Origin of the sequence: Jilunia laotingensis, from assembly GCF_014385165.1 — a bacterium.
In the GTDB taxonomy this organism is placed as follows: domain Bacteria; phylum Bacteroidota; class Bacteroidia; order Bacteroidales; family Bacteroidaceae; genus Bacteroides; species Bacteroides laotingensis.
Window position 1 is genome coordinate 2,173,243 of sequence record NZ_JACRTF010000001.1, and the last position, 22,084, is coordinate 2,195,326.

A 22,084-nucleotide genomic window follows, 5' to 3' on the forward strand; every position below is an offset into this window, starting at 1 on the left:
ATTATATATGAAAAATTTATTTATTATATTGACAAGTTTATTCTTGTTCTGTTTCTCTTATAATCTGTCTGCGCAGCAGGAAGATGATACGGAAGTTATTGTTGTAAAAGGTATTGTAACCGATGAGATGGGGGAACCTCTGATTGGTGCAAATGTCGTAGTAAAAGATGTACCGGGTTTAGGAGCTATAACGGATATAAACGGTCGTTATAGCATTAAGATGGAGGCGTACCACCGTTTGATTTTCTCTTATATCGGTTATGAGAAAAAAGAGGTGTTGGTTAAAACACAAAAAGTGGTTAATGTCAAGATGAAAGAGGATACTTCCAGTGTGTTGGATGAGGTGGTGATTACTGGTACTGGTAGCCAAAAGAAACTGACAGTAACAGGTGCTGTAACTTCAGTAAATGTGAATGACTTGAAGTCTACCCCTAGCAATAACATAACGAATGCCTTGGCTGGTAATGTGGCCGGTATCATGGCGATGCAAACTACTGGTGAGCCGGGTAAGAATGTTTCTGAATTCTGGATTCGTGGTATTTCGACTTTTGGTGCGAGTAGCAGCGCCTTGGTACTTGTCGATGGTTTCGAGCGCGATTTGACAGATCTCAATATTGAGGACATCGAAACATTTCAGGTATTAAAAGATGCTTCTGAAACTGCCATTTATGGTTCACGTGGTGCTAACGGTGTTGTTTTGATAACCACAAAACGTGGTAAAGTAGGTAAGATTAACATCGATGCCAAAGTAGAAACTACCTATAATACCCGTACCATGACCCCTGAATATGTTGATGGTGTGACGTATGCTAATTTAATGAATGAGGCTCGTGTTACCCGTAATTTGGCACCGATCTTTGCAGATGACGAATTATTCATTCTACAGCATAACCTTGATCCGGATTTGCTTCCGAATGTAGACTGGATGGATTTGCTTTTGAAAGATGGGGCTATGAGTTATCGTGCATCATTAAATATGAATGGTGGTGGTACAAATGCCCGCTATTTTATATCTGCTAGTTATGTGGAAGATCAAGGTATGTATAATACTGATGAGAATCTGAAGAAGGATTACGATACTAATTCGAATGCTAAACGCTGGAATTATCGTATGAATGCCGATGTGGATATAACAAAAACTACTTTATTGAAAGTTGGTATTTCAGGTTCTCTGGAAAAGCAAAATAACCCCGGTCATGGTACGGCAGGTATATGGAATGCGTTGGTAGGACAGACTCCTGTGAGTATTCCGGTAATGTACTCTAATGGTTTGGTTCCCGCTTCAGGTCAAAATGATAAAACCAATCCTTGGGTTGGTGCTACTCAGACAGGTTATGAAGAGACATGGATTAACCGGATGCAATCAAATGTTACGTTGGAACAAAAGTTGGATTTTGTCACAAAAGGGTTGAACTTCATTGGTCGCTTTGGTTTTGATACCTATAATACGAACTGGATAAAGCATCATAAATGGCCCGAACAGTGGAAAGCTGAACGGCATCGTGATGCTAATGGTGAGATTACTTTTACACGTATAGCTCCTGCCGGTGAGATGAGCCAATCTTCTAATGGTTCCGGTGACCGCAGTGAGTTTTTTGAGGCGGAATTGCATTATGACCGTGCTTTTGCCAACCACCATTTGGGAGGTGTGGTAAAATATTCTCAGGATTCTAAGATCAGAACCTATGATATTGGTACCGATTTGAAGAATAGTATCGCTATTCGCCATCAAGGATTGTCAGGGCAGGTGTCTTATAATTGGAACTATCGCTATTTCGCTAATTTTAATTTTGGTTATACAGGTTCTGAGAACTTCGCTACTGGTCATCGTTTTGGTTTCTTCCCTGCTGTATCCGGTGCTTGGAACATTGCAGAAGAGTCATTTATCAAGAATAATGTGAAATGGATCAACATGTTTAAGGTACGTTACTCTTGGGGACGTGCCGGTAATGATATAGGCGGTGATCGTTTCCCCTTCTTATATGATATCTCAACAGTAGATGCCGGTTATAACTGGGGTGATTACAACTTTAGTAAAGAGTATAAAGGCAAACAATATAGTCGGGTTGCTTCTACAGGAGTAACATGGGAAGTTGCAACCAAGCATGACCTTGGTTTAGATTTATCATTGTTCAGAGGAGTTCTATAAATTAAAATATTGTAGTACAGTTGTTTATATGGTTCCAAGAGCGTAAATTTGCAGAAAATAAGAATTTTATAATGAACAAGTTATCCCGATACCGTAAGCTTCGTTATAATCAACTATTTGAGTCAGAGAATCGTGAATTGCGTTTGAATGAAATGGGCAATCCTCTTGAAGTGTTGTCTCAGTATGTTGATTTTGAGATCTTTCGTCCTACTCTTGAATCAGCCCTTTTTACCGGAGAGCGCAAAAGTAATGCCGGTCGTCCGCCGATAGACTGTGTGCTGATGTTCAAGGTCTTGTTTCTTCAGCGTTATTATGGTTTGAGTGACCATCAGATAGAGTATCAGATAGTTGACCGTACGAGTTTCCGCAAGTTTCTTGGTATTGAATGTGTTGACGATGTTCCTGACGAGAAGACGGTGTGGAAGTATCGCGAACTCCTGACAAATACAGGCGTTTATGACAAGCTTTTTTCGGAATTTCATAGTTTCATGGAAAGTAAGGGTCTGCAATTCAATGAGGGTCGCATCATTGATGCCAGTTTTGTTATTGCCCCTCGCCAACGTAACACCCGTGATGAAAATGAGCAGATAAAACAGGGAGCGGGTGATAAGTTGTGGAATGACAATCCCCACAAGAAGTGCCACAAGGATGTAGATGCCCGCTGGACAAAGAAGCGTGATGAGACTTTTTACGGCTACAAGCAGCATACTAAAGTTGAGAAACGCAATAAGATCATACTTTCTTATGATACCACGTCGGCAGAAGTGCATGATTCCAAAGGCTTTGAAGGACTGCTGGATGAAAAAGACGAAGGCAAGGACTTGTATTTGGACGCCGGTTATGTCGGACAAGAGGAGATTGTAAAACAGCATAAGATGAATCCGATAATTTGCGAAAAGGGCTACCGTAACCGTCCGCTTACCAAGGAGCAGAAATCAGACAATAGGAAAAAATCCAAGACACGTTGCCTTGTCGAGCATGTATTCGGGTTTGAGGAACAAACCATGCGTGGACTTGTGGTGCGTACAGTAGGGCTTATTCGTGCTAAAGCCAATGTAGCATTCACCAGTCTTGTGTATAACATCAGTCGTTACACGCAAATAATCAGGCTGAAACCTGAGTTGTTGGGGTGAATTATGCCTGCACATCCAATTTTTACAACAAACACAAGTTAATTATTGTAAAAATCGGGGGGGGGGGTAGAAAATATTCGCTAAATTTGCAAGACTAAAGCTCACAAATTGGGCAGTTAAAGAGTTCTGCTGTCTGATACAAGAGGATAAATTGAATTGATAGAACTCACCTTTAAATAATCGTGTATATGAAAATCATGCGCTATATTTTTATAATAATTCTGTTTTTGAAAGGTCTATGTTGTCCAATGACCTCATCCGCAAGCGAGAGTTGCGACAGCTTGATTCAAATAGCAATCAAAGCATCAATAGAAAAAGATTATCAATATTCTTTAGAATTATTATCCCAAGCCAAGCAATTGGCTATCAATGAAAAATCACCGGAAAAATTATTTCGTATCCTGAAGAATATTGGAATTAATAAGGCAGAGTTATTAGATTATAATGGTGCCTTAAATAATTTTTTTGAGGCTTATAAAATAGCTGTGGACAAACTGGACAAACGCCAAGAGATGAGTATACTGAATAATATTGCAGGACTTTACATGCAAGATAATAAGATGGAGAAAGCGAATGAATATTATATGAAAGTCTACGACACGGTTAAGGGAACTACCGATAGCTTGTTTATTGGTGGGTGTGCTATGAATTTAGTTAGTGTTTCCATGGGATTGAATGATTATGTGCAAGTAGATTATTTCTTGGATATTGCAGAAAATATGCTAAAGAAATATACCCTTGAGTTGACCAAACTACATACCTTGAAAGTGAATTGTTATCTCAACAAAGGGAAAAACAGGCAAGCGTATGATTTGGCACTGGAACTCTATCGGAAAGCGGGTAAACAAATTAGAAATAGTATGTTATGGGTTGATATTCAAATGTCATTGATCAATGCTTGCATGGCGATGGAAGATTATCAGTCTGCTATATTTTATTCATTGGATGCATTAAAAGGAAATCTTAATATAGAAGAACGTAACTTTTTCTATCGTAATCTTTCTGATGCCTATTATGCGATTAGCAGGTATGAAAAGGCTTTTGCTTATAAAGATTCCATGATCTTTGCCGTAGATTCTTTGTGGAATATTACAGGAAAGAAGCAATTTGAGAATAACCGTATTCAATTTGAGTTTTTTAAAAAGGAAAAGGAATTTGAAGAATACAAAACTAAACATAAGACGGAACTGATATTTTGGGGGCTCTCGGTTGTGATAGCAATCATATTGATATGGGCTTTGGTCAACCAGGTTGTCAAGAACAAGCAACAGAAAAAGATCGTAGAACTTGAATTGGATCAGGAAAAGAAAAATCAACAATTGTTACAGAATCAGTTAGATGAAGAGCAAGCAAAGTCATTTCTGGAACGAAGGCAATTTCAACATGAGATAGAGATGAAAGGCAGGGAATTGGTTTCAAACGCTTTGGTTGTCGCCAATAGAAACAGTCTCATTCAAGAAATTTTGGATATACTTTCTGTTTCGGATACGATTAAGAAGTCGAAAGATGTGAAATTAAAAGAAGCGATCCGGAAACTACGGAAACAGTTGGAGGAGAATGAAGAATGGAAACATTTTACGACTTATTTTGAACAAGTAAACGATACTTTTATCAATTCTCTCATAGATAGGCATCCTGAACTGACAGCCAATGAGGTACGTTTTTTGTCTTTGGTCTATATAAATTTGAGTACAAAAGAAATATCTTCATTACTTAACATTACACCTGAATATTGCAAAAAAAAGAAACAACAAATTACCCATAAATTAGGTTTGGATGGGACAAAGTCACTTTATTCTTACTTGATTTCGATTTAATTATATAACATACTGTATACCTGAGTGCTATAGTTGGAATATACCTATTTATGCGTATATACCATCCCCTTTTTATCCCCTTTTAAATTCATTTTTTCTTTTAATATCTTCTATATTTGAGGACAATACTATCGAACTATAATATAATTCACCTCTTTCTTATTAACAATTTAAAGCACTAGGTTTATGAAGAGACTATTACTTTCTAGTATTTTGTTATGCATTGTGTTTGGCATCTATGCTCAAACGACAGTGGAGACCGCACTTCCTTTCGAAGAAGGGACAGTTTCATTTACATTTGAAAGTTCTACGGGTCAAAATACCGTATATTATGTGTATACGGCACCTGCCGAACAAGGGAAATTGCTCACTGTGCAGACAGCTAATGGTTCTGCAACCATTACACTGTCTGAAGATGGAACCTATAGTACTATGATCAGTGGCATTAATAGTGGAAATGTTCGTATATTCCCTATTAAAAAAGGGCAAAAAGTATATCTTGCAGCTGGTGTTTATAATGAAAGTACCGTCAACTTTACAGCGGTTTTGAAAGATGCTGATGTGGAAGGAGGAGCCACTTGTGGGGATGCTATTTCTGCCACGGAGTCGGATTTTTTTGTTCCTTCTTATTATGATAGCAAAACGTATCAGACTAAACCTACATTTCTTTCTTATGCTTGCATAGATTCAGGACTATTGGAAATGACCTTTGGAAGCTATCCTGCATCTTTGGTGGTGCATGAAGGCTGCGAAGGTGCAAGCGAGTCATTAGCCATCACTAATATAGGTAGTAAATATGTAGCTAAATATGCGGTGGAAACAGGCAAGAATTATATAGTTGAAGTGTCATTGTATTCCACCCCTGCTATGGCAAGTTTCAAGCTGACTCATCCTACTGAAGGTACTTCTTGCGATATGCCGTTCATTGGTAAAGAGAATAATAATGTATTGCCCAAAGCAACCGGCAAATATTGGTATCAATATACGGTCGGTAAGAATGGTTTTATGCTCCTTGCATCTGATAATGGCTTGCCCGGAGGGAATATAAGTATATATAAAACTTGTTCCGATTATTCGCCATACGCCAGTATAGATGGATATTTTGCGATCAGGTGCAAAGTTGATGCAGGTGCTACTTATTTGATCTGTATAGAAAGGGCAGACGAAACGGGTTCTGATGAGATGTTCGATATTACAGTTGAAGATCCCAAGATGGGAGATTCGACAGAATCCCCGATAATAATAGAAGCCGGTTCTTACACAGTACCTCAATATGATGGTACCTATTATTATAAGGTAAATGTGCCTGAAGGAGATTCCCGCTTCCTTATTGTTGATGCAAAAGCGGCTAATTTACAGAACAGTAATACGAGTGTGAAGCTGTATACATTGGATAATCTGTACACTCCAATAGCTCAAGGTAAAGATTTTATTAAAAATGAAGTTGCAGGAAATACTTCTTATATGATTGTTTGGAGTTGCAGCGAAGGGCTTAATTCGTATAGTTTTACTATTTCGTATGAAAACATCGCTCAAGGTGATATATGTTCTAACCCTTTGCCTGCAAAGACTGGGCAAAATGACTTGTCAGTAGGGGCTGTGAAATATTGCCAATATAAAACGACTAAAGATGGTTGGCTTCTGATTGATACGGATATTACAGTAGGAGTAAGCTTCCCGAAATCATGTCAGGGATATGGAGATTATGATGCTGTAAAAGTCGGTACAATTACTAAAATGGAAGTTACGACCGGAGTTGATTATCTCATTAAATTCGATAATATCGAAGAAGCTACTCATTTCACTCTTTCTGAGGAAGTTTATAAGGAAGGTGAATCTTGCAGTATGGCAATTCCGGTAGAGGCCGGTGATACTCCACTTCCTGAAAACGTATTGAATCATTGGTATAAATATACGGCTACACAAGATGGTAAGGTTACTGTTACTGCCGACATTCTCTACGAGCAATCTGCTGATTCCCGTAAATCTTCTTCTGTGTTTGTCAAATCGGGAGATTGTTCGGCTTATCCGGTCAATATTACACAAACTAACAGTGATGGAACATGGTTTGAAGGACAATTTGTTGTAGAGAAAGATGATGTGCTGCTTATTAACATAGTAACTTGTTCGGTACAGGCAGATAAGAAGCTTACTCTTGCTATTCGTGACTTGCTGCCCGGTGAAGCTTGTTCTCTTCCGATTGCTTTAACTCCGGGTGAAGTGACATTTCAGGAAGCTACGCGGAGTAATCCGGTATGGTATGCCATTAGTTTGCAACCCGGAGATTTTAAAGTCGCTTCTGCAAATGATTTCACGCTATCATTGTTTAAAGAATGTAATGAAACCACTCCATTGGCTCAATCCAATTATTACTATGATAGTACAGGGGAAAGTAATTCTGAATATAGGCTTGAATATGAAGTTACTGCTGCGGGAACATATGTCTTGAAGCTGGAAATGAGCTATGCAAATACGATAGTAAATGTTTCCGGATCAGCTATTGTGACAGGTTTGGATCCCATATCCGAAGGTAAATATCCAGTTCGGGTAGAAAATAATGCAATTATTGTTAATCCGGGGGATCAATCGGTAAATATAGATATATACGATTTTTCAGGAAAGAAAATTCAATCCCGATGCATATCTTCTTATACATCGTTTATTGTACCGGAAGGTTTTTACATTATTAAGATTGGCAATTACATTCGAAAAGTTATTGTAAGAAACTAATTCGGGTATTCTACAAAAAAGAACAGGAACGGGGAGTATTTGCCCCGTAAACCTGTTCTGATTCCTTATTTTCATAAAAACGATTCTTTAATTCCTAAAAAAACAAAGACATGAGAAAAAACAAGTACTTTTTCATCTTGCTCCTCTGCTTTTTGTTGTGTCAGGCACAAAACGCATTTGCTATCAAGGCCAATCCAAGACCGGTAACTATTGAGCAACCGGATGGAACGATTCTCACCGTTAGACTTTACGGAGATGAGAATTTCCACTATGTGACAACGATAGATGGATATCTGATAAGCCGTGATAGAGACGGATATTTTAAGTATATCGATACCGGAAAAGCCGGAAATCTGAGAACGATCTCCAAACAAATAGTACACAATTTTGATAAAAGAGAGAGTGGTGAAACCCATTTTGTCAATACCCTGACTCCACTCGTAAAATTAAAGGATGCTTTACTCCAATCTCCGAGAGGAAGTAGGAAAGCCCCTGCTCAGATATTGGGTAAAGATATTATAAATCCGGTTTTACGTACAAGAGCGGGTGAAGCTGCAGAAAGCCAGTATTTGGTTATTCTTGTGAATTTTAAAGATAAAGCTTTTAGTTTTGAAAGTACCGATTTTGATAAATGGCTTAATGAAAAGAATTATTCTGTTGATGGTGGTACGGGCAGTGTGAAAGACTACTATCGCGATAACTCTATGGGTAAATTCATTCCGAATTTTTCTGTCGTAGGGCCTTATACGTTGGAACATGAACAAATCTATTATGCCGGTAATGACAAAGAAACGGGTGAAGATGTAAATCCGCGAGGTATGGTTGTGGAGGCTTGTCAGATGGCAAAAGCGGATAATCCGAATATGGATTTTTCAAAATATGACAATGATAAGGACGGTTATATGGATAATGTATATGTGATTTATGCCGGATATAGTGAAGCGAGTACTGGTAACGGTGATGATATGTGGCCGCATAGTTGGACGTTGAGAGACGAAGCTGTCATAATAGACGGGATTACAATTAACAACTATTCTTGTTCTGCGGAATTAGTAGGAGCCAGCGGTACCAAGATGGATGGTATCGGTACTTTTACTCATGAGTTCGGGCATATTCTCGGGTTAAAGGACATGTACGACACCGACGAATACCTGAATGGCTACGGCATTGATCCGGGAGATTATAGTTTGTATGCTTCCGGTAGTTACAATAATGATAGTCGTACACCACCTTGTCTGATGGCATTCGAACGGATGCAGATGGGATGGTGTGAACCCGTTGAATTGAATGCCCCCGAAGATGTGGCATTGTCGTCCATTGCTGATAATGTGGCACGTTATATCAATGCACAACCTGGACGTGCCGAAGGAACCGGGCATGAATGGTTTATACTTGAGAACAGGCAGAATAAGGGATGGGATACCTATTTACCGGCTCACGGATTATTGATTTACCATTATGATTATACGCAGGAAATGGTAGAAAAATATTGGTCGGTCAATGGACCGAATAATAACGCGACTCATCGTTGTATGTATATCAAAGCGGCAGATGGCATCGATGATACAAACACACGTAATGGAGATACTTATCCAGGGCGTTCGGGAAATACGGAATTTACCGATACTTCCGTTCCCAATGCATTGAACTGGAAAGGAGAAAAAACAAATACTCCTATTACCAATATATTGGAAAAGGAAGGCATTGTCTATTTTCAGGTAAAAGGTGGTGTAGAGAATTGGGCTGTTATTCGTACAGAAGTACCGGAAGATATTAGGGATACTTCTGTAAAGGTCACAGCGACATTAAAAAATAAAACGCAGGATATTACGGAAATGGGATTTTGTTGGGCTTTAAAAGAAGAACCCACTATCCAAGGAACTCATCAAAGGGTGGAAGTAGCAGATCAAATAAATTATACTATAACAGGTCTACAACCGGGAAGCATTTATAATGTAAGAGCATATATGCTGCAAGCCGACGGAACGGTGGTGTATGGGGCTGCCATTCCTTTTACTACTGAATGCAAAGTTGCTGTTGCACCTTATATCGGTGATTTTACGTCATGGACTAACGGTGAACCTGATTGTTGGAAGGTCATTGATAATAACGGTGACGGTACTACTTGGATTTTTGATGAAAGTTCCGGTGGCATAGTCTATCAGTTTGATTATTGGAATAATGCAGATGATTGGTTGATATCGACCCGAATGCTGGTACCTGAAAACGGAAGTCTCTATTTTATGCGTGGAGTGACAGAAAGTACTACTTTAGAAAAATTGGATGTATATATCTCTACACATTCCCGTGAATTGAAAGATTTCCATTTACTGAAGCATTTTTCGTTTGCCGATAGGTTTGGCGAAATGGTTCCAGAGGAGATTGATTTGAGTGAATATGTTGGAAAAGAAGTGTACATTGCTTTTGTTTGTCGTTCTGAGAAACTTCAGAATAATCTTTGGTTATGGCAGATTTATTTGACAAGTAGGTTGGGTACTCCTACTATTACTAAATTTGAGAAGGCTGGAGAAGGAACATTAAATGTAGAATGGACATCTGTTTCGGATGCTAAGAAATATTTTCTTGAATTTTCGGAAGTGACGGATGAAGTTTATACCACTTCCGTATTTGTTCCTATCACATATTTTACCCGTTTGGAGGGGCAAGTAGAAGCTAATACAGGTTCGTTGAACTTTACAGGGAGCGGAATCGCTGAGACGAGAAATTTTGCTGATGGCATTACTAACTGTTTGTTTATCATTACTTCTTCCGGTCCTACGGGTACTACCGTTTTCAATGTAGAAGGTACTTTAGACGGTACCACTTGGGAACAGATAGGACCTACTCAAAGAATTTCGGAATTCAATAGTGAAGGGATTGAGATGATATTGACCGACTATATGAAAGGGAAAAAATATCTCAAAGTACGATTCAATTGTCAATATGGAGGTCGAAATATCCGTTTGAAATATCTTACACTTGAATACAATGACGGTAAGGTCTGGAATCAACTCGCTGCGGGCGCAGTGAATGGAACATCCATACCTATCGAAGAGACAACACCTGGTGAATTTACTGCAGGTAAAACTTACGTTGTACAAGTATATGCCGGTGACGGAATGTTGTTTTATGGAGGATCCGATCCTGTTTATTTGACGACGTCAACCGGTATCGAAGATGCTATGCACGAATCGGATGTTCGTTTTACCACAAATGGAAGTGTTATCTATGCTAAGGGTTTGAATGCAGGTGACAGAATTATTTGTACAACTACTTCCGGGCTTATCCTTTATGATGCTGTTGCAAACGGTACTGAACAATCTTTCCCAGTTAATGGATATGAGGGGATTGTTATGATCCGTCTGATCAAACAGGAGGGTAGTAGTACGACCAAGCTCATTATTAAATAATAAAAAGACGAGGACAAGATTATGAAATACATTAAATATTTACTTCCTATAGTAGCTGTTGGCTGTTTTTTAGCTTATGCTGCGAATGAACCGGAGAATTTGAAGATTTTACCTAAACATCCGGCTACGCCTCCGGTTGAACAGGGGGCACCGGCTCCAACACCCATTCAATTGGCAGGAGCAGAGGATGGAATCCCTTATGGGCTTCATACGGTGAGTGTCGATGAGAAGGCGGTGACCATACAGTGGAATAATCCTGAACCGATGGATGGTTATTTTGATGACTTTGAAGGACATTCCGATTTTGTTATAAACTCGCCCGGAAGCATCGGTTGGGATTATCTGGATCAGGATAATGCCAACACTTATACTTGGTCGGCAGCTTCGTTTCCTAATCAAGGGCAGAAGATGGCATTTATTATCATGAATCCTTCACAAACGGCTCCTTCAACAAGTGACTGGCCGAATATTCAACCATTTTCGGGCAAGAAGATGTTAGTTGCATTTTGTGCTACGACTCAAAATAACGATTATATAATTTCGCCTGAATTGAAATTTTCAAAAGATTTTCAGATCAGTTTTCAAGCAAAGACTTATAGTGATAGAGATGGTTTGGAACGTGTCCGTGTGGGTTACTCCACTACAGGTAAGCGTCCGTCGGATTTTACTTATGTGACTAAATTACCTTATGAAGAGGTTCCGGTAGAATGGACACTTATGCAGTATACCATCCCTAAAAATGCTAAATATGTGATGATCAACTGTGTATCCGATGATGCTTTTATGCTTTTGATTGATGACATCTTTATCGGAACAAATAAAATACGTCCGAAGGTCAAGTCGGAAGATAAGCAACTGATTGGGTTCAATATTTATCGAAATGGGGAAAAAGTGAATCAGATGCCGATAGAACAGATTATTTATACGGATAATGTACCTGAATTCGGTGATTATCGGTATGCGGTCAGTTGCGTTTATTCGGATAATAGTGAATCAGAACATTCGGAACTACTTGATGTTAAGGTACCCGATACCCGCTTATTGCCTTTTGAAGATGATTTCAGCAATTGGACATTGGATCCGGATAAGTGGAGTACTCCTGTTGATGAAGAGGGAAATGATAATAATTGGAAAATAGATTATTTTACTTATGGTTTGGTAGATCCAGCGGCTACATATGCCTATTCGCGTCTTCAAAATTATTCTCAGTCACTCATTACACGTGAACTCAGAACGGTTGATCCTGATAATACGTTTTTGCGATTTGAATTGCGGTTACTTAATTATAGGAGTATAGACGGTGATACTCTTTCCGTAGAGTTGTCTGTGGATAATAAAAACTGGAAACGGGTGAAATACTTCTGTAATGAGGAGGGAACTTTCACTTGGCGTGCCGAACAATTTGATTTGAAAGATTATTTAGAAGGACGGGAAATGTTCCGTATACGGTTCAGGGCACATGGTGATGAGGCTTTTTATTTGGATTATTGGTATGTAGATGATATTAAGATTTGGAATCCGCAATGGACTACTGCTCAAATGACAGTCAAGCAATCAGGAGCTACAGTTTCCGGATGTCTGGTGACATTGACTGCCGATCATGGAGCAATTATCCAAGCGATGACGAGTGCCAATGGGGTGATTAATTTCCCAAAAATAGAAAAGGGAAAATACGAAGTCGTTATTTCGAAAGACGGCTATAACGCTTATAAAGAAACATGGGAAGTACAAAATGATACAGATAACAGGTTTACTGCTACATTGACACGTCCCGATTTGAAGGTCGATAATGCAGATCTTTCAGTTGAATTGAAAGCTGAACAAACGACAACTCGTTCGATTACCCTGAAAAATGACGGAGATGGACAAGTTAAATGGAATCTAGCACCTTTATATGAAGCAAATTCAGGTAGTATTGAACACAGATGGGATGTGCAGCATTCTTTTAATGCATCGAGTGACTTACAGTCTTCCATTGCCTTTGACGGTGAGAATTTTTATACCGCTTCTTGGTTTTATTTGGGTAAATATTTTAAGTATGATAAAGAAGGAAACTTTATTGAAGAATTCTCTATTTCGGGTATGTATTATAAATTGTATGACTTGGCATTCGATGGACAATATTTTTATGGAAGTGATGGAACCAATACACTGTTCCAGTTGGATTTGCGCAATAAACGGTTGATAAAAGAAATTGTTATCAGTGATCAAACCGATTTGGAGATTACCCATTGTAGTTATGATTCGCGCAATGATCAGTTCTGGGTAGGAGGATACAATTCAATAGGCCGGGTTGACCGTGAAGGGAACATTAAGGTAAGTTTCCGTAATATATCTACGGAAATGGAAGTCAGCAGTTCCGGATCTGCCTTTGATAATATAACTCCGGGTGGTCCTTATCTTTGGTTTAGTAGCCAAGAGACTTCCGGGCATAATAGTATGGATATGACGCAGATCATACAATATAATATTAATACACGCAAGATTGTTTCCACTCATTCTACAATGGATATTCCCGGTTATAAAGTTGGTAATTATGTTACAGGGCCGAATTACCTGACAGGAATGGAAGCTACGACAAGTTTTAAAGACGGTACGTTGACTTTGCTTGGAGTTTTACAGCAGTCTCCATCACGAATTTTTGCTTATAACCTTTGTGATGTTAATAGCTGGTTGTCTTACACTCCTAAGAGTGGTACATTGGAAGCTGGGGAGGAACAAAAACTGACTGTGGCTATAGATGCTCGTAACGGTGAGGTAGGACAAAGCTATACATCCGATCTTTCGCTATATTCTGTTCCAGATATAGGTATAAAAAAATTGAGTGTAAAATATACTGTTACAGAAGCTTCCGAAACTCCGCGTCCTATTAGACTTTCAGCAACAGGTGAGGGGAATACGGATGTGAAATTGACCTGGGAAAAAGGAAGTACGAATAAACAGCCGGTTGGCTTTTATATATATCGTAATGGAAAGAGAGTGAATGAGTCAGTTATTAATGCTACTGAATATTTGGATAGGAACTTGTTGCATGGAAATTACAAATATACCGTAACGGCTGTTTATGCGAATAATAAAGAGTCCGTACATTCGGATGAAGCGATTGTTACGATCAAATTCGGGGCTCCCTATTATTCACCGACCGGGTTGACTTCCAGTGTGAAGCAAAATCGTCAGGTGTTTCTCTCGTGGCAATTGCCTGATGAAAAAACAAAGACTCCGGTAGATTTGCGATGGGATAGTGGTACAAATGAGGAATCATTCGGAATTGGTGAAGGTGGATACTTTTGGGCAGGAACTTTATGGGAGTATGAAGATTTGATCGCTTATCGGGGAATGTCTCTTGATGAGGTCAGCGTATTTATAAAAGAACGTTGCCTGGCACTTTCTTTGAAGCTGTATAAGGATGATGATTGCATTTTGACACAGCAGATTAAAAGTTCCGATATTCGGTATGGTGAGTACAACATGGTTAAATTGAATGAGCCGGTTCATATAGAAGCGGGATACAGTTATAAAGTAACTTTCTTGGTTATGCATGAAGCTGGTATGCATCCGATAGGCATGGATGCTTCTGCATCGGTTGATGGGAAAGGAAATATTATCTCGATGGATGGGAAAGAATGGTATCCTGCTAACTATGAAGGAATTGATGGCAACTTCAATATTTCAATTCACTTGTCACCTTCCAATGGATCGACTGATTTAATTCCGGCCGGTTATAATGTATACCGTAATGGTGCGAAGATCAATAGTAGTGTTGTGAAGGAAAGAACTTTCTCGGATGAGGTGAGACAGGCTGGCATTTATGCTTATCAGGTATCTACTCTATATGAGAATGGTGGCGAATCCGGTTTAAGTGATATTGCTGAAGCTGAGATTATCGAGATAGGAATGCCGCATGCTCCTTCATTATTGAAAGCGGATGTAGAGTTAAATCGCACGATCCGTTTACGCTGGAATTTTCCGTTGGCTACAGAAAGCTCATTCCCTATTGACCTTACTCGCATACCGGTAACTTGTCAGGAAAACTATCCTGAATTTGTTCATATGTTCCGTGGGCATTTTCCCAGTGAGATGGCTGTTGCTTCTGATGGGGAATATATTTATACATCTTTATTTAAGGCTAAAGGTACTATTAATAAATATTCATTGAACGGAGACTTTATCGAGAGCTTTGATGTTAATAACCAGTTGAATGGGATACGTAATTTGGCTTTTGACGGAACGGACTTTTATGTTTCGGATTGCAATAGTTTCATATATAAAGTGGATATGGAGAACAAGGTTCTTAGTGATACCCTGTCTATTTCCGAAATAGCACGCCACCTTACTTATATACCCGATCTGGATGAAGGACGTGGGGGATTTGAAGTCGGTGATTGGGAAACAGGTATATATGTTAATAAGAAAGGAGCTAAATTGGGTGGTGCAAATGTTTATAAAGGAGCGGCGGGAACAGCCTATTATAATGGAGTCCTTTATGCTTTTGAACAGGGTTATGAGAATCCATATTCCATATGTATGTATGATTATAGGACCGGTACACAGACCGGGCGTATTGATCTGGCGGATTATCTGGAGATCAAACCGGAATTGGGTGCATCTGCCGGAGGAATGAGTGTCATTACGACGAAAGAGGGACTTCATTTGCTGGGACTTGCCTTGCAGGAACCGTCTAATACTCGTTTTATTTTCCTCGATTTGGATGGAGTAAAGGGAGTAGAAGGATATAATATTTACTGTAACGGAGAGAAGTTGAATGATTCTCCGTTGAAATTCCGTTACTTTGAAGAAGTACGTAGTACGGCTGGTGAATATACTTATGAAGTTGAGACAGTTTACATAGATGGTACTACTTCTGCCAAATCCAGACAAGCTACTATCGAGATTATTGAAGCAGGCAATTGTGATGCTCCAATTCAGCTTAAGGTACAGCAGTCTACTTATCCGTACAACGTTATTTTGTCATTTGTCGATCCGGCAATTACGACAGCTTCGATGTATGAAAGTGCTGAATCGGGGACAGTCGGTTCTCCTTTCAGTTCTTCTGGTTGGCAAAATGTAGAGGATACTTGGTTAGTTACAGGGGACGATGCTTATGAAGGTAATAAGGCTTTAACTGCGGACAATAGAAGAACTGCATGGCTGATTTTGCCGGTAAGTGGATTTGATGATAATTTCGTATTCTCATTGGTTGCTCGCAGCAAAGACGATCATCATGGTAATGGAACTTTGCAGATACTAAGTTCTGCACATGGCGATCGGTTGGACGACTTTATTCAAGTTGCCGCTATTACTACTAATGAAGAGTGGAAACAGTTTAGTTATCCATTCTCTGCTGAAACTAAATATATTGTGATTCGGCAGCATGCGGATGCTATTCCTTCCATGATAGATGCGATCAGCTTGAATGAAAATGCCATAGATGCCATTTATGGTTATGACATTTACCGGGATGGAGAAAAGGTAAATGATGAAGCGGTAAGTGGTATTAGTTATACTGATCATAATCTGTTGCCCGGTGAATACACTTATCAGGTGAAGGCTCATTACAGGACTTCTTGCATCAGTGATTTCAGTGACAAAGCAGTTATTGATGTGAAGTATAGTAATAATTGTCAGAAACCGGGACAACTTTCTGGCGAACAGACTCCTGATGGTATTCGGTTGGAGTGGAGTGCGCCTTCTTTGGGCGAAGCTGTACATTTGAAATGGCACAGTGGAACCGCTTATGGCTCAGCTGGTATGCCTAGTGGCGGGAGCTATTTTGCAGGAGTTCAATGGTCAGGTGAAGAGTTGCAAGCTTATGGCCATATGGCACTTTCAGAGGTTGAAGTATATATCAATCAGGTGCCGGATGCTTTGTTTTTACTGGTATATGAGGGGAGCAGTCTTGTTTATCAGCAGTATGTACCGGAGTTGAGACAACGTAGTTTCAATACAATAGTTCTGGATCGTCCTATTCCAGTGAATACGGCTAAATCTTTGAGAGTAGTTGTTTATGTAGAGCATAATGAGATCACCGTACCTTTAGGATATGATGAAGGGCCTGCCAGAATTGGAAAGGGCGATCTTTATTCTTCCGATGGTGTAAGCTGGGAGACTCTAAGTAATAATGATATTAACGGCAACTGGAATATTACAATTGGTCTTCGTGCGTATGCACAGACTCCTGCGCGTATACCGGAATTTATAGACGGAAAAGCATTTGTTCCGAAGGCTGCTACGGGTGAAAGTTTGCAGAGTATTCCTCTGTCTGGGGTAACCACTTCTGTTGTCAACACCTTCGAGGGCTATAATCTTTATTGTAACAGTGAACTTGTGAATGGGGAACCGTTGCATGCCACTTTTTATTTAGATAAGAAAGTTTATGACGGGAAATATCTTGAATATCAAGTAGCTGCTATTTATTCTGCCTGTGGTGAAGTAACTTCCAATACCGTACGTCTGTTATCGACTGGTATTGAAGAATATGCAGTCGAAGGTGAAATACGTTTCCATACTAAAGATTCTTATCTCATCATTGAAGGTGTGCAAGCCAAGATGGAAGTTTGTTTGATTGATACCCACGGTAGGATTGTTTTCTTAGGCATTACCGATGATGAAGAAACTTACCGGATAAACATCGCAGCCATACCGACAGGTATATATTTGGTAAAGGTAGATAGTGTAGTCGGGAAAGTTGTAATAACCAAATAGTAATTTGGGGTAATAGAAACAAGTGTTTGCGTGCAGGAAGCACTTGTTTCTTTTCATTAAAGTAAATAAGAGAGAGGATATGGTGGATAGATTTCTGTTGAATATCTATTTTACTATTGGCTCATTTCCAAAAGAGACATCATGAAAAAGCTCCAATTCTTTTCAAAGAATTGGAGCTTTTTCATGATGAAGTAGTTATACTTAATTTAATTTTATTCGATTACGCATTTGTGGGAAGCGATAGGTTTACCATTCTCTTTCACTTCGTAAATATAGATACCTTTTGAGAGGTTACTTAACGAAACATTACCGGATTGGTTGAGAATTTCACTTTTAACCAATAAGCCTGTAACATTATAAATGTCGAGTTGATAATTGGCGTTATTGTCGAAACTATAAATGAATTCACCATTTGCAACTTTAATGGAATGGTTGCTTTCTGTAGATGAAATTCCTGCTGCGTTATATAAGAAGTTTACAAATATTGTTCTGACTACTTCCAATCCCACTTTAACTGTAATTTTGGTTTTATAGGTTGCAGACTCTCCGTATGTAAAAGCAGCATCTAATTGTACAACTGTTGAAGCATTTGCTCCAAGATCAGTACTTTTAGTAAGGATATCATTTTTCATTTCAGTACACTGATCATCAACACCACACCATGTCAATTTGGATGTATTCAATTTTTCTACTGTTACTGAAATTTTTGTATCCGAATCACCTTGATTTTTAATATATAGTTGGTCTCCTATAGGTTCCAGTGTCTCTTCGTCTTTTAAATTAGTTTCTGCTTTTACGCCCATATCACCTGTCCAATCTTCATATTCTACTGCTTGGAATACAACTGTCGTAGCATCTTCCAAAACTTCATCATTGTTGGTGAATACGATAGATTGTGCATAAGTTGTTGAATATCCTATCAACATAAACAATAAAAGTGTACTGAATTTTTTCATAATCAAATGTTTTTTATTAATAATTGTTGTTTATAATTTCACATGTTGTAGTCTGCATAACTCCGTTATTGTCATAAATAAAAGCTATTATTGACATATTTTCCGGCTTCCATTTGTCATCCAGTTGATATGAATGTGTTACTTCTTTGGACTCGCCTTCATTGATTTGTATATCTTCTCTTCAATGATAAGTTCACGATGACTGTCGACTATTTCCATGAACAACGTGACGGTATTTTCACATCCCGTGAATATTTGCCCTCTATGGTTGGCTTGACAAGTAGTCCGCAGGCTAATGTTGGATCGGTTTTGTCTGAAGGTTTTGATGGAAACTTTGCTTATAGACAAAGAATCGGAAAAGTAGATCTTACCATTCGTGGTAACATTACCTATAGCAAGAATACGATTCTCGAAAAGGATGAGGGCTATAATGTATATGAATATCAAATGAATAAAGGCCACCGTGTTGATCAGAGCAGAGGTTTCATTGCATTGGGCTTATTTAAAGATTATGACGATATCAGAAACAGCCCCAAACAGAACCTTGGAACTTACCAGCCGGGTGACATTAAGTATAAGGATGTCAATGGTGACGGTGTAGTAGATGATAATGACCAGGTGGCGATTGGTGCCACTAGCCGCCCCAACATGATTTATGGTATTGGTGCTTCTGCCAGTTGGAATGGCTTGGATGTTAATATACATTTCCAGGGTGCAGGTAAGTCGACATTCTGCATTGGCGGTAATGGTGTTTATCCTTTTGCTGATGGAGGCTGGGGTAATGTTTTGACTGATGTTGTAAAGTCTTCACGTTGGATTTCTGCCGATATTTCCGGTGATCCTGCTACGGAAGATGTTAATGCGGAGTATCCTCGTTTGACATATGGCTGGAACAACAACAACTACCGTCCTTCTACATACTGGATGCGCAATGGAGCCTATTTACGTCTGAAGACAGTGGAATTAGGATATACTTTGCCTAAAAAAATAGTAAATAAGGCACGTTTAAATAATGTGCGTATTTTCTGTATCGGAACAAACTTACTGACTTTCTCAAGTTTCAAATTGTGGGATCCGGAATTGCAAAGTACCAATGGTGCGGCTTACCCATTATCCAAATCGGTCACTTTGGGATTAACTGTTAATTTATAAATCTGTAGTTATTATGAATAAGAAATATACAATATTGTCTGCTGCTTTATGTTTGGGATTGTCTTTCTCTTCCTGCAGTGATTATTTGAATAATGATAAAAAGTTCAAAGATCGTATAACTTTGGAAAAAGTCTTCACGAACAGAGATTATACACAAGAATGGTTGGCCAATGCCTATCATTATTTGATGGATTATAATGCTGATGTGGCCAGTAAAGAGTGGACACCTTTCTGCTTCTCTGACGATATGTATTTTGGCGACCGCGAGGATCGTTATAAAACATGGAAGAATGTAGAATATGATGAAGGCTTTTACCAGAATTCGTGGGATGAAGCTTACAAAGGTATCCGGCAGGCATCTATATTCCTTCAAAATATAGACATGAATCAGGAGTTCAATCAAGAAGAGCGTGATGACCTGAAAGCGCAGGCTCGTTTCGTGCGTGCTTATTTATATTGGAAATTGTTGCAGAAATACGGCCCGATACCCTTGTTGCCTGAAGAAGGATTGGATTATACGGAAAGTTATGATGCATTATCATTGCCTCGGAACACGTATGACGAATGTGCTGATTATATCTGCAATGAAATGGTGTTGGCTGCTCGCGATTTACCCCTTCAACGTGAATTGCTTTCTATTGCCCGTCCGACTCGTGGAGCCGCATTGGCTGCGCGTGCAAAAGTCTTGCTGTTTGCCGCCAGTCCGTTGATGAATGGTAATACAGATCCTTATGCCGCCCAGATGGTCGATGATAAAGGAAAGCGCTTATTGGCTGCTGAGTATGATGAATCTAAATGGGCGAAGGCTGCTGCGGCTGCCCTTGATGTCATTAAATTGAAGCAATACCGGCTTTATACGGCCAACTATCGTCCTGTGGGGGATGCGCAATATCCTGCTACTGTTGTTCCCCCTTATCATCCGGTATATTCGGAAAGGAATTACCCGGACGGATGGAAGGACATTGATCCGATGGAATCTTATCGCGCAGTGTTCAACGGTGAACTGAATGCAACCGACAATCCAGAATTGATTTTCACACGTGGACAGAATCAGGGATCGGAAAGTGTCGCTACCATGGTGCTTCACCAGCTTCCCCGCTTTGCCAAAGGTTGGAATACGCATGGGATGACGCAAAAGCAGTGCGATGCTTATTACATGAATGATGGCAAGGATTGTCCGGGCAAGGACAAAGAGATTGGCCGCGGTGACGGTTCTGATCGTTTGCCCGGATTTACTACAAAGAAGGATAGTCTTGATAAAAAGTATCTGCCCGTAACCACTTCGGGAGTTTCGTTGCAATATGTCAATCGTGAACCTCGCTTTTACGCTTCAGTTGCTTATAATGGTGTCGTATGGCATCTTGGGAATGCTGAAAAGGAAACGGACACGGAATATACATCTTGGTATTATAGAGGAACCGGTGAAGGACGCACCAACACAATGTTTTGGCTTCGTACCGGAATTGGTGTCATGAAGTTCGTACGTCCTACCGATACGAACGATAAAGACGGAGCCATTGACCCCAAACCGGAACCGGCTATTCGCTATGCTGAAGTATTGTTGATCTATGCTGAAGCTTTGAATGAACTGAACGGAACGTATACCATACCTTCATGGGATGGATCGGAGAATTATACCATTCAGCGAGATGTTAATGCAATGAGAGAAGGCATTCTCCCTGTCCGTCTTCGCGGAGGGGTACCCGATTTCTCTCAGGAAACTTATGATGATGTGAACGAGTTCCGTAAATGCCTGAAGCGCGAACGCCAGATTGAACTGATGGGAGAGGGGCATCGCTATTTCGATTTGCGTCGTTGGAAAGATGCGGCTGTAGAAGAAGCATTACCTATCTATGGATGCAACACTTTGATGACTAAGTCCGAACGTGATATGTTCCATGTACCGGTTCAGGTTCCTTCTCTTCCGACAACTTTTGCCGAAAAGACTTATTTCTGGCCTATCAAGCACGATGAATTGAAACGCAACAGACGTTTGACTCAAAACCCCGGATGGACATACAATGATTAAATATAG

8 protein-coding genes and 1 pseudogene are annotated in these 22,084 nt (G+C 39.6%); 8 read left to right on the forward strand and 1 reads right to left on the reverse strand.

Annotation, left to right across the window (positions count from 1 at the left end; all coding sequences use genetic code 11):
* The first annotated feature begins 7 nt into the window (after window positions 1-7).
* The 6 genes from H8744_RS08250 (at window position 8) to H8744_RS08275 (ending at window position 17,941) form a co-directional block, all read left to right on the forward strand.
* Window positions 8-2,149, forward strand: a complete 2,142-nt coding sequence (locus H8744_RS08250) for a SusC/RagA family TonB-linked outer membrane protein (protein ID WP_262434382.1) — start codon at window positions 8-10, stop codon at window positions 2,147-2,149.
* Between the two features lie 71 nt (window positions 2,150-2,220).
* Window positions 2,221-3,282 (forward strand): IS5-like element IS1169 family transposase, encoded by a 1,062-nt coding sequence (locus H8744_RS08255; protein WP_008777670.1) that lies wholly within the window; start codon window positions 2,221-2,223, stop codon window positions 3,280-3,282.
* 248 nt (window positions 3,283-3,530) lie between these two features.
* Window positions 3,531-5,099 (forward strand): tetratricopeptide repeat protein, encoded by a 1,569-nt coding sequence (locus H8744_RS08260; protein ID WP_262434383.1) that lies wholly within the window; start codon window positions 3,531-3,533, stop codon window positions 5,097-5,099.
* Between the two features lie 186 nt (window positions 5,100-5,285).
* The gene (locus H8744_RS08265) at window positions 5,286-7,829 is read left to right on the forward strand and encodes a T9SS type A sorting domain-containing protein (RefSeq protein WP_262434384.1); all 2,544 of its coding nucleotides are present in this window, start codon (window positions 5,286-5,288) and stop codon (window positions 7,827-7,829) included.
* 110 nt (window positions 7,830-7,939) lie between these two features.
* The gene (locus H8744_RS08270; protein ID WP_262434385.1) at window positions 7,940-11,239 is read left to right on the forward strand and encodes a M6 family metalloprotease domain-containing protein; all 3,300 of its coding nucleotides are present in this window, start codon (window positions 7,940-7,942) and stop codon (window positions 11,237-11,239) included.
* Window positions 11,240-11,260: 21 nt separating this feature from the next.
* The gene (locus tag H8744_RS08275) at window positions 11,261-17,941 is read left to right on the forward strand and encodes a rhamnogalacturonan endolyase family protein (RefSeq protein ID WP_262434386.1); all 6,681 of its coding nucleotides are present in this window, start codon (window positions 11,261-11,263) and stop codon (window positions 17,939-17,941) included.
* A gap of 212 nt (window positions 17,942-18,153) precedes the next feature.
* Here H8744_RS08275 and H8744_RS08280 read toward each other — a convergent pair whose 3' ends face one another.
* On the reverse strand, window positions 18,154-18,897 hold the full coding sequence (locus tag H8744_RS08280; RefSeq protein WP_262434387.1) for a T9SS type A sorting domain-containing protein: 744 nt from the start codon (window positions 18,895-18,897) through the stop codon (window positions 18,154-18,156).
* Between the two features lie 177 nt (window positions 18,898-19,074).
* On the opposite strand from H8744_RS08280, the pseudogene H8744_RS08285 reads away from it, so the two are divergent.
* Window positions 19,075-20,049, forward strand: a pseudogene (locus H8744_RS08285) (SusC/RagA family TonB-linked outer membrane protein); the annotation flags it as partial.
* A 13-nt stretch (window positions 20,050-20,062) separates the two neighbouring features.
* The gene (locus H8744_RS08290; protein WP_262434388.1) at window positions 20,063-22,078 is read left to right on the forward strand and encodes a RagB/SusD family nutrient uptake outer membrane protein; all 2,016 of its coding nucleotides are present in this window, start codon (window positions 20,063-20,065) and stop codon (window positions 22,076-22,078) included.
* Window positions 22,079-22,084 lie beyond the last annotated feature (6 nt).